The 16861-nt window shown below is 46.2% G+C and carries 12 protein-coding genes, 7 tRNA genes and 1 riboswitch; of the genes, 18 read left to right on the forward strand and 1 reads right to left on the reverse strand.

Going from position 1 to position 16861, the window contains the following annotated elements:
- Positions 1 to 233: 233 nt before the first annotated feature.
- Complete coding sequence (locus AAA939_RS04820) at positions 234 to 896, forward strand: phosphatase PAP2 family protein (RefSeq protein WP_338208022.1); 663 nt, start codon at positions 234 to 236, stop codon at positions 894 to 896.
- A gap of 69 nt (positions 897 to 965) precedes the next feature.
- Here AAA939_RS04820 and AAA939_RS04825 read toward each other — a convergent pair whose 3' ends face one another.
- Positions 966 to 1763: a lp_1002 family arylesterase gene (locus AAA939_RS04825; RefSeq protein WP_338207963.1), complete on the reverse strand. Its 798-nt coding sequence runs from the start codon at positions 1761 to 1763 to the stop codon at positions 966 to 968.
- 61 nt (positions 1764 to 1824) lie between these two features.
- On the opposite strand from AAA939_RS04825, the gene AAA939_RS04830 reads away from it, so the two are divergent.
- The 17 genes from AAA939_RS04830 to AAA939_RS04910 all read left to right on the forward strand — a co-directional run bounded on the left by AAA939_RS04830 (position 1825) and on the right by AAA939_RS04910 (position 16744).
- On the forward strand, positions 1825 to 2400 hold the full coding sequence (locus tag AAA939_RS04830; RefSeq protein WP_338207964.1) for a GNAT family N-acetyltransferase: 576 nt from the start codon (positions 1825 to 1827) through the stop codon (positions 2398 to 2400).
- Complete coding sequence (locus tag AAA939_RS04835) at positions 2387 to 2911, forward strand: RrF2 family transcriptional regulator (RefSeq protein WP_057706114.1); 525 nt, start codon at positions 2387 to 2389, stop codon at positions 2909 to 2911. Before AAA939_RS04830 ends, AAA939_RS04835 begins: the two co-directional genes overlap by 14 nt.
- 192 nt (positions 2912 to 3103) lie before the next feature.
- A complete protein-coding gene (gene alsS, locus AAA939_RS04840) occupies positions 3104 to 4786 on the forward strand; it encodes an acetolactate synthase AlsS (protein WP_338207965.1) in 1683 nt (560 codons plus the stop codon).
- Positions 4787 to 4844: 58 nt separating this feature from the next.
- Positions 4845 to 5026: riboswitch (Lysine riboswitch) on the forward strand.
- A 135-nt stretch (positions 5027 to 5161) separates the two neighbouring features.
- Positions 5162 to 6610, forward strand: coding sequence for an amino acid permease (locus tag AAA939_RS04845; protein WP_338207966.1), 1449 nt, complete (start codon positions 5162 to 5164; stop codon positions 6608 to 6610).
- Positions 6611 to 6838: 228 nt separating this feature from the next.
- On the forward strand, positions 6839 to 7597 hold the full coding sequence (locus AAA939_RS04850) for a M15 family metallopeptidase (RefSeq protein ID WP_338207967.1): 759 nt from the start codon (positions 6839 to 6841) through the stop codon (positions 7595 to 7597).
- Between the two features lie 202 nt (positions 7598 to 7799).
- Positions 7800 to 8435: a deoxynucleoside kinase gene (locus AAA939_RS04855; RefSeq protein WP_338207968.1), complete on the forward strand. Its 636-nt coding sequence runs from the start codon at positions 7800 to 7802 to the stop codon at positions 8433 to 8435.
- Between the two features lie 292 nt (positions 8436 to 8727).
- Positions 8728 to 10005: a serine--tRNA ligase gene (gene serS, locus AAA939_RS04860; RefSeq protein WP_338207969.1), complete on the forward strand. Its 1278-nt coding sequence runs from the start codon at positions 8728 to 8730 to the stop codon at positions 10003 to 10005.
- A gap of 836 nt (positions 10006 to 10841) precedes the next feature.
- Positions 10842 to 10923: transfer RNA gene (locus AAA939_RS04865), tRNA-Leu, on the forward strand.
- 3 nt (positions 10924 to 10926) lie between these two features.
- Positions 10927 to 10999: transfer RNA gene (locus AAA939_RS04870), tRNA-Thr, on the forward strand.
- A 21-nt stretch (positions 11000 to 11020) separates the two neighbouring features.
- A tRNA-Gly gene (locus AAA939_RS04875) sits at positions 11021 to 11092 on the forward strand.
- An 8-nt stretch (positions 11093 to 11100) separates the two neighbouring features.
- A tRNA-Leu gene (locus AAA939_RS04880) sits at positions 11101 to 11186 on the forward strand.
- A 9-nt stretch (positions 11187 to 11195) separates the two neighbouring features.
- Positions 11196 to 11269 (forward strand) — tRNA-Arg (locus tag AAA939_RS04885).
- Between the two features lie 14 nt (positions 11270 to 11283).
- Positions 11284 to 11357: transfer RNA gene (locus AAA939_RS04890), tRNA-Pro, on the forward strand.
- Positions 11358 to 11410: 53 nt separating this feature from the next.
- Positions 11411 to 11484, forward strand: a tRNA-Pro gene (locus AAA939_RS04895).
- A gap of 238 nt (positions 11485 to 11722) precedes the next feature.
- Positions 11723 to 13519 carry a UvrD-helicase domain-containing protein gene (locus tag AAA939_RS04900; RefSeq protein WP_338207970.1) on the forward strand — a complete coding sequence of 599 codons (1797 nt, stop codon included), beginning with the start codon at positions 11723 to 11725 and terminating at the stop codon, positions 13517 to 13519.
- Positions 13520 to 13750: 231 nt separating this feature from the next.
- Positions 13751 to 14218, forward strand: coding sequence for a CtsR family transcriptional regulator (locus tag AAA939_RS04905; RefSeq protein WP_057706107.1), 468 nt, complete (start codon positions 13751 to 13753; stop codon positions 14216 to 14218).
- An 18-nt stretch (positions 14219 to 14236) separates the two neighbouring features.
- Entirely contained in the window at positions 14237 to 16744 is a 2508-nt protein-coding gene (locus tag AAA939_RS04910) for an ATP-dependent Clp protease ATP-binding subunit (RefSeq protein ID WP_338207971.1), read from the forward strand.
- The last annotated feature ends 117 nt before the right edge of the window (positions 16745 to 16861 follow it).

Consider the following 16861-nt stretch of genomic DNA (forward strand, 5'->3'; position numbering starts at 1 on the left):
CTAAGTTTAGCATTTTTTGGGGCTGACGGGAACTGAATCCACGTAACCTTTCATCCCCGCGTTCTAAATTCCGTGTTTAATCATACCGGTTTTTAGAAGAAATAGTGCGGAAATCGTGATTTCTTTGGTTTTTTTTAATGTTCAGCCCACCAGATATTAAGGTTTTGCTCGGTCAATTACTGGATTATGGTATAATTTTACTAATTTTAATATTAATGGGGGTTCTTGTTTTGATGATCGATAAGTCGCGTAGCCGGCCGATCAAGTTTGTCATTGGCGTCATTTTGTTTGCTTACCTCAGTTATTTTATTAGTGCTGGTGCGATTGGCATTGACTTGTTCGATGCCGGGACAACTTCGCTAGTGCAGGTTAGTAACAGTGGGTTCTTTGTCGCCTTTTATAAAGTGGTTAGTTGGATTGCTTCACCAATGAAAGACGTGGTGTGGTTGGTGATCCTGTCATTTTTAATGTATGGATTTAAGTACAAGATTCAAGCCGCCTGGTCGCTTTGCTATATGGCGGGTGCCATGGTACTTGGGGCAATTGCCAAACACTTGATTGCGCGGGTTCGGCCCATCAATCACTTGGCAGCTGATACGGGGTACAGCTTCCCGAGTGGGCATGTTTTGGGAACGTTCGTCCTAGTTAGTGTCGTGTTAATCTTTGTTGTTCCGGAATTGCCTAGCTTTCGCACCGCACAAATTGTGAAGTGGGGTAGCATCGTGTGGCTATTGTTAGTCATCTTTTCACGGGTATACTTATCCGCACATTACCCAACCGATACGATTGGCGCGGTCTTACTAGCGTGGACGTGGGCCCAAGTTATGGAGTGGTTCTACGTCTTGTGGGCACGGCACTTGCTACAGTGGAAGCTATTCTATCGTTCTTATTTATAAAGTCAATTTACTAATTTAATCGCAATATAAAAGGAGACTCGCAATGAGTCTCCTTTTTTGATGCCATTTTTAAATCTGGTTGGAACGCAACCATTCTAAAGCCAACGTTAGCCAGTGAGCGGCGTGGGGCTGATCAGCATCGGCCTTCCACGCAGTCTGTTCATTAGCTAGTGCTAACCCGTGCGGCCCGTGTTTGAAAACGTGGAGCTCGTAAGGAATTTTGGCCTGGGCTAACGCCGTGGCGTACGCTAATGAATTGGTTGCCGGAACGATTGGATCGTCAGCGGTTACCCAGATAAACGTTGGTTGGTTGTCGGCGCTAACGTGCATTTCCGCGGCAATTAAGTCCGGAGTGCCACTCCAATTGGTTATGGCCGCAGCGTCCTTAGGAAATCCTAAGTTAGGACTAATGACCGGGTAGCCTAAAATGACTTGTTGTGGACGCAAGGTTGCGGGTGCAACGGCTAATTGATCAGCGACCTTAGTTGACCAATAGTCGTTGTACAGCGCAACCACGTGACCCCCGACACTGAAACCAGCCGGTGTAATCTGGTCAGTATCGATATGCCAAGCGTCCGCTTTTTCGTGGATCAGCTGAAAGGCGCGTCCTAAGTCGAGGACTGGTGCCAGTTCCAATGGGGTTTGGTCGCCGAGCAACGTGTATTCTAGGTAGAATGCTTGGTAGCCGTGACCAGCAAAGGCCATCGCTAAAGTTTCGGCTTGACCGGTTGGAATGTGGGTATACGACCCACCGGGAACAATAATGATTGCCGGCAGGGTCGTTTGGTGCGCATTTTCGTCCGGTTGGTGTAAAAAGCCGGTTAATTGGGCAGAACTGCCCGCTAATTTTTGTTGAATAACTTGCATGCAATCACCTCAATTGATATGGTTAACATAACTATTATAACGCAAGACGGGTGGAACAAAAATGGGAATGGTTACGGTTACAGCACAGGGAGAACAACTCAGGTTAAGGCCGTTTACGGCATCAGACGTGATGGACTACTATGAGTTGGTCGCTAATCAAGCGATTGCCACACCGGCTGGGTTTACGGTCGCCCATAGTGTGACCGAAGCTGGCTTCTTATTGAAACAGCAGCTAAACCTGCCTCAGGTTTTTGCGCTCGAACTAGTTGCGACGGGGAAAGTAATCGGCAGTGTTGGCCTGTACGAGCGGATGAACCGTTACGGAGAACCGGCACCGCGACAAATGGACCTGGGCTACATGTTGAATATGGATTATTGGCGCCGTGGAATGATGACGGCGGCCGTGCGTCTAATCCAACAATATGGCTTTAATGAGTTAAAATTAAGACGAATCACGGCGAGTTGTTTGGCGGACAACCGTGCGTCTAAGTTAATCTTAGAGCACGGTGGGTTTCGGCAATACGATGCCGTGACGCATCCAGACTACGCGCCGTTTGGAGCCGGTCAAACGGAATTGTTTTATGAATGCGTGGGCTTAGCGACCACGCTAGGGGATGAACAAAATGCAACTTGCTAAATCATTTGAACAGGCTGCTTGTGTCCTTGTTTTGTTAGCGACACAGCAGCCAGAAAAACCGCTGACTGCCGATGTCTTGCACGAGCGGATCGGCGGCTCTGCTAGTTATATTCGCAAAATTATTCGTAAATTGGTTGTTGCCGGGCTCGTGTTATCGAGTAGTGGCAATAATGGTGGGGTCCACTTGGCTAAATCACCAGAAGAGATTTCCATTAAGGACGTGGTGTCAGCCATAGAAGGAACGTTACACACGTTTCCTGATCGCGGCTATTTTGACCAGGTCTTTAAAGACGTTGAACCCGTTGCTTACGAGGGGACAAAGGTCGTCAACACTATTTTTTCACAAGCGGATCAGCTGTGGCTGGAATTCTTAGACCAACAGAAGATTGCGACCTTAATTAAGGAACTGCTAGCCGTTAAAGAGATTCCCGTCCTGGATTGGACCAACCAGTCAGAGGATAAAATGGCGCAATTAAATACGATTTTGGCGCGGTTACGGGCGGACAAGTGAGCAGGCCCACAAAGTTAAGTTGAATTGTATGCGTTTTACTAGACTTGGATTCGACCTATCAAGGTTTAGCTTATCTTTTCAGAACTATCAAGTTATAAACTTTTTCACAAGCTTTAAATTCCTATGATTACAACGTTATTTATGGTATTCTAACAATGATTTTCACAAAGATAGAAGATAGGGGAAACAGAAATGGCAGAGAATAAATACTATGGTGCGGACGCAATCGTTGATAGTCTGATCAACCATGATGTTAAATATGTATTTGGGATTCCCGGCGCAAAGATTGACCGGGTTTTTGAACGACTTGAACACCCAGTTAATCCTAAGAGTCCCAAAATGGTGGTTACTCGCCATGAACAAAACGCGGCTTTCATTGCGGCCGGTATCGGGCGAATTACGGGTAAACCAGGGGTTGTTCTGACGACGTCTGGTCCTGGTGCCAGCAACTTAGCTACTGGGCTAGTGACCGCTACGGCGGAAGGTGATCCCGTCTTGGCCATTTCTGGGCAAGTGCAACGGGCTGACTTACTCCGTTTAACGCATCAAAGCATGAATAACGCTGCGCTCTTTAAACCAATTACGAAGTATACGGCTGAAGTACAAGAACCTGAAAACATCTCAGAAGTCATTGCGAACGCTTATCAAGAAGCAACGGCTGCTAAGCAGGGGGCTAGTTTTGTCAGCATCCCACAAGATGTGACTGATTCAGTCGTACGCACACCAGTCATTACGCCACTTCAAGCACCTAAATTAGGACCAGCGAGTCCCGTTGAAACGACTTTATTAGCTCAAAAAATAAAAGCGGCTAAGTTACCGGTCTTGCTAGTTGGGATGCGGGCTTCATCACCAGAAGTCACGAAAGCCATCCGTAACTTGGTGACCGCGGCTAACTTGCCAGTTGTTGAAACTTTCCAAGCTGCCGGGGTGATTTCACGGGACCTTGAAGCACACCACTTCTTTGGTCGTGTCGGGCTATTCCGGAACCAGCCAGGGGATATGTTGCTTAAAAAGTCTGACTTGGTGATCGCCGTGGGCTACGACCCAATCGAATACGAACCACGGAACTGGAACGCTGAAGGCAAGGCTCGAATCGTTGTCATCGATGACATGCGCTCTGAAATTGACCATAACTTCCAACCAGAGACGGAACTTGTGGGCGACATTGCGCAAACCCTTGATTTCTTATTACCATACATGAACGGGTATAACTTAAGTGCTGATTCACAGACTTACCTTGATGGTCTACAGGAACGGTTACAAAGCCGCGACTTTGTGCCCAACATTGATCAAAAGTCCGACTTGAATCATCCGTTATCCGTTATTTCTGCCTTGCAAAAACGGGTGACTGACGAGATGACCGTGACGGTTGACGTTGGGAGCCATTACATCTGGATGGCCCGCCATTTCCGGAGTTATGAACCACGCCACCTGTTATTCAGTAACGGGATGCAAACGTTAGGTGTGGCGTTGCCTTGGGCGATTGCCGCAGCGTTAGTTCGGCCAAACACGCAGATCGTCTCAGTTTCTGGTGACGGTGGGTTCCTATTTTCTTCGCAAGACTTGGAAACGGCCGTGCGGATGAACTTGAACATCGTGCACTTGATCTGGAATGATGGCACCTATGACATGGTTAAGTTCCAAGAAGAAATGAAGTACGGTGAAGACGCCGCGGTCAAATTTGGCCCGGTTGATTTCGTGAAATACGCGGAAAGCTTTGGCGCTACTGGTCTTCGTGTGGAAAAACCAGAAGATTTAGATCAAGTCTTGGACCAAGCGTTCAAGACAGAGGGCCCGGTCGTCGTGGATATTCCAATCGACTACTCGGACAACAAAGCACTGGGTCAAACCATGCTGCCTGACCAATTTTATTAAAATGAATCACCAACCCCAGTTGTCAAACCAACTGGGGTTTTGTATAATGGTTGAGTATATCGAAAGAAGAGGATGCGGTTAACATCAGTAACCAGCGGGAGACGGGTCACCGTCTGCGAGCGTTGGTGAAAGGGACGACCGCCGAAATCGACAAACTGGTGACCGGTTTGTCCGTTGGGCCTTGGTTGAATAAATCAAGGACTGTCGCAGCTGGAATAGTTGCGGGGCGCTATCGACGATGAAATCAGCATTAGTCAATCAATCTGATTAAAGTCTTTTTGCGCAGTTTGCAAAGGGACTTTTTTATTTTGGTTGAGCTTACCTGAATCGGTGTGAACACTTTTAGATATAAATCGATTTTTTGGAGGTTCTGCAATGGCAGAAGAACAACATCAGGAAGTGCACCGATCGTTACAAACGCGGCACTTATCCATGATTGCATTGGGTGGTAGTATTGGGACCGGCTTGTTTGTGGCATCCGGTTCAGCAATTTCAACGGCGGGGCCCGGTGGTGCGCTACTGGCCTACGTTGGTATTGGGATAATGGTTTACTTTTTAATGACTAGTCTCGGTGAAATGGCGACCTATTTACCCGTATCAGGGTCGTTTTCAACGTACGCGACGCGGTTTGTTGATCCAGCGTTAGGATTTGCGATGGGCTGGAACTACTGGTTTAACTGGGCGATTACGTTGGCGGTGGATATTAGTACCGCGGCAATTGTCATGCAGTTCTGGTTACCAAATATTCCGGGATGGGTCTTTAGTTTAGTGGCGTTGATTTTGATCTTTACGATCAATGCGTTGTCAGTACGGTCGTTTGGTGAAACGGAATACTGGTTGTCACTAATTAAAGTGGTCACCGTTTTAATCTTCTTAGTCGTTGGTGTTTTGACGATCTTTGGTATTATGGGCGGTCACGCGACCGGCTTAACCAATTTTGCTTATAAGAAGGCGCCGTTTGTTGGTGGGATTCCGACGATTTTAAGCGTCTTCGTTGTGGCTGGTTTCTCATTCCAAGGGACTGAATTAATCGGAATTACGGCGGGCGAATCAGCAACGCCGGAAAAGAGTATTCCCAAGGCCATCAAACAAGTCTTTTGGCGGATTTTGTTATTTTACATTTTAGCGATCTTCGTGATTGCCGCGATTATTCCTTATACATCAAAAGATCTATTAGGGTCATCGGCGACGGATATTGCAATTAGTCCGTTTACTTTAGTCTTCAGGCGGGCGGGCTTAGCCGCTGCGGCGAGTGTGATGAACGCCGTTATCTTGACCTCGGTATTATCTGCAGCCAACTCGGGGATGTACGCCTCAACGCGGATGCTGTATTCATTGTCATTACAAGGATACGCACCGAAAACCTTTGGTCGGGTCAACCGGCGCGGGATTCCAATCGTGGCTTTGTTAGGGACGACGGTCATTGGTCTGTTAACTTTCTTATCAAGCCTCTTTGGTGAACGAATTTACATTTTCCTAGTCTCAGCAAGTGGTTTGACCGGGTTTATTGCCTGGTTAGGGATTGCCATTTCACATCTGCGTTTTCGTCGAGCTTTTGTGAAGCAGGGTCACCAATTGAGTGAACTTCGCTACCATGCGAAGTGGTTCCCATTTGGCCCGTGGTTTGCATTCTTGTTGTGCGTGATCGTTATTATCGGACAAGATCTGCATTCCTTTGCCACGTTAGACTGGCAAGCAATCGGGATCACTTATATGAGTATCCCATTGTTCATTATCCTGTACGCTTACTACAAGATTCGGTACCGAACTAAGGTGATTCCGTTGGATAAAGTTGATCTGACGAAAACTCATCATGATGACTAGTTAAAGCACACGTTTCGACGATCATAATTAAGAAAAGCCGTTCAGAAATAGCCAATATTTCTGAACGGCTTTTTTAGTCTAGTCGCAGACGATTTTTATACTTTTTTATTATCGAATTGCTAGTTTAATTATTACAAATTCGTTAAGATAGATTGAAGAAAGTTTTAGTAACACCTTATGGCTTTGCGAGGTATGCTAACCTAAGTGAGAAAGGCAGCGAGAGAGAAAATGACAAAGAGAGTAGTATTGAAAGGGCTGGCCTTCGTTGCGTTAGCGGGCGTGTTAAGTGGCTGTGGTGCGACGACGAATAAGGCTAAAACGGCGACTGCGAGTCAGAAGACTAGCCAGCAGTCGCGGCGACAACAACTGATCAGTGCGCTTCCTAAGGGTGTTAAGTCTTCGGATAGTGACCTAGTGCTGGTTAATAAGTGGCATAAGCGTGCTGAAATGACGTTCAGCAAGTCGGATGTTGATGGGATTGCGGTTCGCAGTTCAATCGTGAAACCGTTAGAAGCTTTCTTAGCCGGTGCCAAGAAGGCGGGTTACCCAACCACGATGGTTTCGGGCTACCGGTCAGTGGCTTATCAACAAGAAGTCTGGAACCAGTCGATTCAGACTTATGAGAATGAAGGCAAGTCTGCTAAGCAAGCGCTGAAGTTGACGAAAGAGTTTGTGGCAGCACCAAGTGAGAGTGAACACGAGACCGGTTTAGCCGCGGATATCATGAACACCCAGTGGTTCAATGCCCATGACAATCAATTATTGTCCGCTTCAGATAAGAATAAGGGGCAACAATGGCTGATCAAACACGCTGCTGATTACGGGTTTATCCTGCGTTTTCCTAAAAACGGCGAAAAATCGACCGGAATTGATTACGAGTCGTGGCATTTCCGTTACGTGGGTAAAAAGAGCGCGGCGTTTATCACTAAGCATAATTTAACCTTAGAACAATACGTTAGCTTGTTAAAAGCGCGAGAAAATAAATAGCAAAATAGGTCTTCTAACTGATAAGCTGGAAGACCTATTTTTGACGCTAAATACTCATCTGATAATGTTTCAGCGGATGCTGTAAATTTCTATTAACATAACTCGCCCTAGATATTGCATTTTGCTAAACAGGTGCGTACAATATGTAGTGTTGCTTTGAAGAATGAACGAAATTGTACGTATATTAAAGGAGAGACGCCCCATGCTTGTAATGTCAGGAACAATCGGTGCCGGCAAGACGAGTTTAACGCAGCTGGTTGCCAAACATTTTGACTCCCACGCGTTTTACGAATCCGTAGATGACAATCCCATTTTACCGTTATTTTATAAGGACCCTAAAAAGTACGCCTTTTTACTCCAAATTTATTTCTTAAATAAACGGTTGGACAGCATCAAGTCCGCATTTGCGAACGACTTGGATGTGCTAGACCGTTCGATCTTTGAGGATTCGCTGTTATTTCACTTGAATGGCGACCTTGGTCGTGCGACGAGTACTGAAGTCGATATCTACGATTCTTTGCTGAATAACATGATGCAAGAATTACCAGAAGCAGAACACCAAAAGAGTCCGGACTTACTGATCCACATTAACATCTCGTTTGACACGATGTTGAAACGGATTCAAAAGCGGGGCCGCTCATACGAACAGATCGACCAAGATCCCGATCTTTATAAATATTATCAAACGTTAAACGAACGTTATACTAACTGGTATGCGAACTATGATCACAGTCCTAAGATGCAAATCGATGGTGATCAGTTAGACTTTGTTGCGGATCCAGAAGCCCGTAAAGAAGTCATTAAGTTGATTGATGAAAAAGTTGCTAGTCTAAGCTAGTTGCCTTTTAGCAATCCATGCCTTATAGTAGACATTGAATATTAAACACGGCGCGTTTTAAGTAGACGTTCAGAGAACCGGTGGGTGGTGTGAACCGGAAGTCGAAACTCCGACGCGACAATGTGGGCAGGTAATACTGCACGGCTAGGTCCGTTATCCGTTTTAAGGGTGGAATTTTAATTAATTCTGAACTTGGGTGGTACCGCGAATCGCAGTCTCTTCGTCCCAATTAGTTGGGAGAGAGACTGTTTTTTTTATTAGCTAAATTACTGAAAGGGACGTGGATTAGAATATGTTAGATCTTAAAATGATTCGCCAAAAACCAGACTTTGTTAAGGAACAACTTGGAAACCGGAACGTGGACCCAGCCGATATTGATGCTTTATTAGACGAGGATACGGCACGCCGTGACTTGATTGCTAAGAGCGAACAGCTGAAGTCAACGCGGAACCAAGTTTCGGGTGAAATTTCAGCTAAAAAGCGGAACAAGGAAGACGCTAGCGGCGAAATTGCTGAAATGCAAAAAGTTAGTGCTGAAATTAAGGAATTAGATGAACAACGCCGTGCGACTGAAGCTAAGGTGTACGACATGGCTGCGCACTTACCAAACATTCCACACCCAGACGTTCCAATCAGTGCAACGGAAGATGGTTCGGTTGAACTTCGCCGCATCGGCACCCCCCGTAAGTTTGACTTTGAACCTAAGCCTCACTGGACGTTAGGTGAAGATTTAGGCATCTTAGACTTTGAACGTGGTGCTAAAGTTTCTGGTAGTCGTTTCTTATACTACATTGGCGATGGGGCCAAGTTGGAACGGGCCGTCTATAACTTCTTCTTGGATCAACACGAAGCGGAAGGCTATACCGAAGTCTTACCACCATACATGGTCACCGACGAATCAATGTACGGCACTGGCCAATTCCCTAAGTTCAAAAATGACGCGTTCCGGATCACGACGCAAGATTTGAGCTTAATTCCAACGGCGGAAGTCCCATTGGTTAACTACTACCGCGATGAAGTAATTCCAGCTGAAAAGTTACCAGTTTACTTTACGGCGTTAAGTCCTGCTTTCCGTGAAGAAGCGGGGAGTGCTGGCCGTGATACTAAAGGCTTAATTCGGTTACACCAATTCAACAAGGTTGAAATGGTTAAATTTACGAAGCCTGAAGATTCATGGGATGAATTGGAAAAGCTGACTAACAATGCGGAATCATTATTGAAGAAACTTGGCTTGCCATACCACGTTATTACGTTAACCACGAGTGACATGAGCTTTACGGCTGCCATGACGCATGACTTGGAAGTTTGGTTCCCAGAACAAAACAAGTACCGTGAAATTTCAAGTTGTTCAAACTGTACTGATTTCCAAGCACGGCGCGCGCACATTCAATACCGTGATGACGATGGTAAGCTTCAATATGTCCACACGTTAAACGGGAGTGGGTTAGCCGTTGGCCGGACCGTTGCCGCCATTATGGAAAACTACCAAAACGAAGATGGTTCGATCACGATTCCAGACGTCTTGGTTCCTTACATGCACGGTAAAACTAAAATTGAAAAACAAGCTTAATTAAGTCGTCAACTGCCTACGGGTACGACGCTCGACATTAATGCTAAAAGTGGCTATCAGAAATCAACAAATTTCTGATAGCCACTTTTTGACTTAATTCGTAGTCTTGTTAAGTTAGGAGATTAATTGTAGTAGTACTGAGGTTAATGCATATAAAGCTATTCTGGTTGGTACTGATTATCTGTTACAAATAACAATAGCAAAGCAAATTTTAGCGGAGTTGGGTAGTCTTAGGTGCTGTGGCGGCAAGATTGGTAGGCGGTTCTCAGCTACCAATCTTGTGGGGCGATTCAAAGACGCGGGTTATCGGCTTTGAATCGAGTCCTCAGACCGCACCATGGCTGAGGGCGTCCCCCATAGCACCCAAGGCTACCCGACGGAGCGGAAAAAGCTCAGCAGTATTACTGTGGCGATGGTAACAATTTTAGACTTTGAACAAATGTATTAATTTTGAATGATGATCGTGGCTAATTTAGAAGTGACGGGGTGATTTGAATAGGAAAATGGCCACTTTATGGTGGAAATCAACATTTTTTAAAAACGGTCTTTAAAGCATAAAGTGGTGATATAACAGGATTTATCATGTGATTCAGAAGAAAAAACATGAAATAAATCAACTTTTTTTCAAAATAGGGTTTGCTAAATTTCAGACCCGTGCTATAATATTTCTTGTCGGAAAATATGCGGCTTAAGTAACAGAAACCGCATATTTATCCAAAAAGATTTATAAAAACTTGTTGACAATCATTTGCTTGAATGATAAAGTTAAATAGTTGTCAAAGGCAAGCGAGTAAGGCTGTTAGTTACGACAACGGGCATGATTAAATAACAATCATGCGGGTGTGGCGGAACTGGCAGACGCGCTAGATTTAGGTTCTAGTGTCTTACGACGTGGGGGTTCGAGTCCCTTCACCCGCACATGCCGACTTAGCTCAGTTGGCAGAGCATCTCACTAGTAATGAGGAGGTCGGAGGTTCGAATCCTCTAGTCGGCATTTACAACTTAATATTTTTATGCGGAAGTAGTTCAGTGGTAGAACATCACCTTGCCATGGTGGGGGTCGCGAGTTCGAATCTCGTCTTCCGCTTTTAATTTGCCGGGGTGGCGGAATTGGCAGACGCACAGGACTTAAAATCCTGCGGTTAGTGATAACCGTACCGGTTCGATCCCGGTCCTCGGCATATTAATTTGCACCCATAGCGCAATTGGATAGAGTGTCTGACTACGAATCAGAAGGTTGTAGGTTCGACTCCTACTGGGTGCATCGTAACATAGTATCGGGAAATAGCTCAGCTTGGTAGAGCACCTGGTTTGGGACCAGGGGGTCGCAGGTTCGAATCCTGTTTTCCCGATCGAAATTCACAGTCTTAGTTTTTTAACTAGGGCTTTTTATTTAATTTTTTAACGGGAAGTAGCTCAGCTTGGTAGAGCACTACGTTCGGGACGTAGGGGTCGCAGGTTCAAATCCTGTTTTCCCGATTACGACTAAACCAATTAACTCGGTCAATTCGTTGATTGAGTTTTTTTGTGCGCTCAAATGGATGATATACAATAGTACAAAATGGCCTGATTGTGAGCTACGTTGACGTGCTCACAATCAGGCCATTTGATATGTATTACCTTATCCCCACTATTATTATACCATGGTCGTTACCCCAAAAAACAGACTATTAATTTTAAACAATGCGTGTAAACTAGGTCGTCGGAGGTGTTGCTGATGACGACGGAACAAGCACATTTACAAGGATTGTATCATCAACTGACGACTGATATTACCGCCTTAACGGCCCAACTAGCAGCCTTGACGACGGAGGCCCGGACGGTTCAACAACAATTAAGTATGGATGGTCATTTGGATTTGGGGTCTTATACGGAGACCCTGGATACTTTTGCCAGTATCGAGACTAATAGCCGCCAAATTGACACGTTGAACGCCCGTTACCATACGGCCGAGGTTCGGTTAGAACACGCCCAGCTCTTATTGCCGCAGGCCTACTTTGCTAAGCTGGACCTTGATTACGGTGACGATGTGCCAGAAGCGTTTTACTTGGGAAAAGTTGGTTACGTGGACGAACACGGGACTGACTTGGTCTACGATTGGCGTGCACCCGTTGCTGACACTTATTACGCTAATCGGACGGGAGCGACGAGTTATCAAGCTAACGGCCGCACGATTCCGGTTACCGTCTTAAACCGGCAGCAGTTTATCATCGACCACGACCAGTTACACCAAGTGATCGAGACGCAAACGGCGATTGGTGACCCGTTGTTGTTGGCCGTTTTGGCGACAGATCGCAGCGGTGGGTTACAAGAAATTACCGCCACAATTCAGCAATCACAAAACGCCATCATTCGTGAAGCACAGCACCGCGTCTTACTCGTTGACGGGGTCGCGGGGAGCGGTAAAACGTCCGTCTTACTGCAACGGGTGGCCTATCAGCTTTACCGGCATCGGCAAGATTGGACCCCAGCGGATATTTTGATTTTAACGCCAAATACGGCCTTTAGTCGCTATATTCGTGGGGTGTTACCAGCATTAGGCGAAGCGGAACCGCTCACGGCCACTTATTTTAAATTAATGCAGGCCGTGGGCAAACGGTTTGGCTTGACCATTACATCATTAGCTGATAACCATTTGTCACAACTGGCTGAATTGCTGGCGCAACCTTCGCAGGTGACGCCAGCCGGATTAAATCCCACGGCCTACGATCGAACCGTACCGACGGACAGTTTGAATAAGCGGTTGCAAGCAGCCTGGCGCTGGCTACAGGCCACCCGGCAACTGCCCGCAGACGTTGCAACTTGGTTAGACTGGGATCAATTGGCCAAACAGTGGCAGTTGTCCGGTTTAACGGCCTATGATCGGCTTTATTTACTGATTTGCATCACTAATTATCAACAAACGACGACCAAGGGACTGTTCATTGATGAGGCCCAAGACTATGATCCCGATGTCTGGTTGATGTTAACCAAACTATTTTCAGCCGCCCAAGTGACGATTGTCGGGGACCACCGTCAGCGTTTGACCGGGCAGACACCGGATATCGCGGCCTTCTTTGACGCGTCAGTGACCTTAACCCTCAATACCAGTTACCGAGCGACCGGTGCCATTACGCAGTTCTTTGCGCAATTTGCGGGTGATTGGACTGACTTACAAGCGGTACAAGCAATCGGCGAGACACCGAAGACCTTGCCATTAGCTGATTTGGAAAATATTTTAGCAACCTTGCGCCCAACGACGAGTCAAAGCATTGGCTTGATTGCACCAACCTTAGCCGTGGCTGAAAATCTAGCACAGCGTTTTCCAGCGGCGCAACTACTAACGCCCGAAGCACCTAAAACGGTTCAACCTGGTTTGAACATTTTGCCGTTAGCCGTTGCCAAGGGGCTAGAATTTGATCATGCCATTATTTATGATTGGAACGCGGCGTTTTACAGTGAGCCACAGGTGGGACAAAATCGCCGGTACGTCGCCGCTTCCCGGGGGACTAAGACGTTGACGCTATTAACGTAATACTGATTCTAATCGCAACGAAAAACAGATTAACATGACTTGACCAATTTTTTCGGATAAAACGATGCTAAACCAGTCCAAACAATTGAAAGTAGGTAGTGAGCGTGCTATGCTGAAACAACCGTAGAGACCGCGGTAGTATGCGCTTTAAGTGAAATTCTTTGCTTTTTTCGATTATCCTCGTATAATAATAGTCAATATTAGTCAAAGATAACGAAAAGGGTGAAGCACATGCAAAGTCAAAATATCTCCGATATTATTGAGAAGTATTTAAAAAGTATTTTGGCGGACGCAGAGCACGTTGAAATCCGGCGTTCAGAAATTGCCGACCTTTTTAATGTGGTACCTTCCCAGATTAACTACGTCATTAAGACCCGGTTTACGATTCAAAATGGTTACTTAGTTGAAAGTAAACGCGGTGGCGGTGGCTATATTCGAATCGAAAAGGTTAATTTGTTGGATGATGCCGATGTTTTGGACACCCTCATTCAAGTGATTGGTGATTCAATAACACAACGGGATGCCTATGCGGTCGTGCAAAGCTTATATGAAGACAACGTGTTAAATCGCAGGGAAGCTCAGTTAATACTGGTTGCCACGGATCGTAATACCTTAGCGGTGGACGATCATGACTTGGAAAACAGTCTGCGAGCGCGTATTATCATTGGAATTTTAAATCATCTGCGTTACGAAAGTTAAAGAAAGCGAGGAATCGCAATGGATAACCTATTTACCCCAAGTGCCAAGAGTGTCCTAGTTTTAGCCCAAGAACAGGCGAAGTATTTTAAGCATCAGGCCGTTGGCACGGAACATTTATTGTTGGCTTTAGCCATTGAGAAGAATGGGATTGCTAATAAGGTTTTACAACAGTACGCCGTGAGTGAAGACGATATTCGTGAAGAAATCGAACGCTTTACGGGTTACGGCACTTTAAGCAATGTCGGCAAGGATACCTATTTGCCATATTCACCAAAGGCCAAAGAGATTTTGTCCGTTGCTGGTGATGAAGCCAAACGTTTAGGTGCCAACAAGATTGGGACGGAACATTTGCTACTGGCAATGTTATCCGATGAAAGCATCCTGTCCTCGCGAATCTTAATGAATTTGAACTTGGATTTAGCGCAAACGCGTAAGGTTGTTTTACGTAAGCTCGGTGTTAGTGACGCTATGGGCAAACGTAAGGGCAACGCGCAAGTGCGTGGCGGTGGTAAAAAGGCTGAAGGGACGCCAACTTTGGATTCCTTAGCCCGCGACCTCACACAACTAGCGAGTGAAAAGGAAATGGATCCCGTCGTTGGCCGCTCTAAAGAAGTCAAACGGGTCATTCAGATCTTATCACGGCGGACCAAAAACAACCCGGTTCTGATTGGTGAACCAGGGGTTGGTAAAACAGCGATTGCTGAGGGCTTAGCCCAAAAGATCGTGGCTGGGGATGTGCCTAGTGACATGGCGGACAAGCGTCTAATGATGCTCGATATGGGGTCATTAGTGGCTGGGACCAAGTATCGTGGTGAATTCGAAGATCGTTTGAAGAAAGTGATCGACGAAATTTACAACGATGGTCACGTCATCCTATTTATTGATGAATTACACACGTTGATTGGCGCTGGTGGTGCTGAAGGGGCCATTGATGCCTCGAACATCTTGAAACCAGCGTTAGCCCGTGGCGAACTTCAAACCATTGGGGCCACAACGTTAAATGAATACCAAAAGTACATTGAATCAGACGCCGCCTTAGAACGGCGGTTTGCAACGGTCATGGTTAACGAACCAAGCGAAGACGAAGCTGTTGAAATTTTACAAGGCTTGCGTCCGCGCTACGAAGACCATCATCACGTTAATATCACCGATGAGGCTGTTGACCAAGCGGTGAAGTTATCTAGCCGTTACATCAGCGACCGTTTCTTACCGGATAAGGCCATTGATTTAATGGACGAAGCGGCTGCTAAAGTTCGAATCGACCAAATGGACAAGCCAAACAAACTGACTAAGAATCAGGATAAATTGACTAAACTGCGGGCAGAAAAAGAAGCTGCGATTGAATCGCAAGACTTCGAAAAAGCCGCCGATATCCGTAAACAGGAAATGCAGTTGAAGACCAGAGTCGACAAGATCGAAGCTAACCGTGAAGAAGAAGCTGCTAAGGGGGATGGTCCTCGTTACAGCTTGAACGTCACGGGCGAAGATATTGCTCAAGTCGTTGCAGAGTGGACCGGTGTACCACTGACCCAGTTGCAAAAATCTGAAAGTGACCGCTTGGTTAACTTGGAAAAGATTTTGCATGAACGGGTGGTTGGTCAACCAGAAGCCGTTTCAGCAGTTTCACGGGCCATTCGTCGGGCACGGAGTGGATTGAAAGATCCAAGTCGGCCAATCGGTTCCTTTATGTTCTTAGGACCAACCGGGGTCGGGAAGACTGAACTTGCTAAGGCGTTAGCCGCCGCAATGTTTGGGTCGGAAGACAACATGATTCGGATTGATATGTCTGAATACATGGAACGTTACTCAACGAGTCGCCTGATTGGTTCAGCACCAGGTTACGTTGGGTACGACGAAGGTGGTCAATTAACTGAAAAGGTTCGTCAAAAGCCTTACTCAGTCGTTCTCTTTGATGAAGTTGAAAAGGCCCATCCAGACGTCTTTAACATTTTGCTACAGGTGTTGGATGATGGTTACCTAACAGATTCTAAGGGCCGTAAAGTTGATTTCCGGAACACCATTTTAATTATGACGTCTAACTTAGGGGCAACGACCTTGCGGGATGAAAAGTCCGTTGGGTTTGGTGCCACTGACCGGGCTAACGACTACAGTGCCGTAGCCGCTACGATTCGGGCAACTTTAAAGCAGACGTTCCGGCCAGAGTTCTTGAACCGAATCGATGAAACCATCGTGTTCCATTCATTGAACAAGGAACAACTCCACGAAATCGTGAAGTTGATGTCTAAGGAAATTGTTGACCGGGTTGCACAACAAGATATTCACTTGAAGATCACGCCAGCGGCAATTGATGTCGTCGCTAAAGCTGGCTTTGATCCAGAATACGGGGCACGGCCAATTCGCCGGGCACTGCAGACTGAAATCGAAGACCGCTTGAGTGAAGAACTATTAGCTGGTGACGTAAAGGCGACCGACGTTGTGACCATTGGTGCTTCAAAGGGTGCCATTACCATCAACGTTAAGAATCAGCCAAAAGAAGACGGCCGTTCAACGGTTTCTGCAAAATAGTAATTAATGAATGCGAGTCGGGGACAAAACCCTTGGCTCGCATTTTTATGCCTCACAGACTGCGCTAGTTTAGCCGGATTCAAGTTCGTTCAATGAGACTTACTTTGTTTATGCCGG

Source organism: Lactiplantibacillus paraxiangfangensis, from assembly GCF_036246185.1.
In the GTDB taxonomy this organism is placed as follows: Bacteria; Bacillota; Bacilli; order Lactobacillales; family Lactobacillaceae; genus Lactiplantibacillus; species Lactiplantibacillus paraxiangfangensis.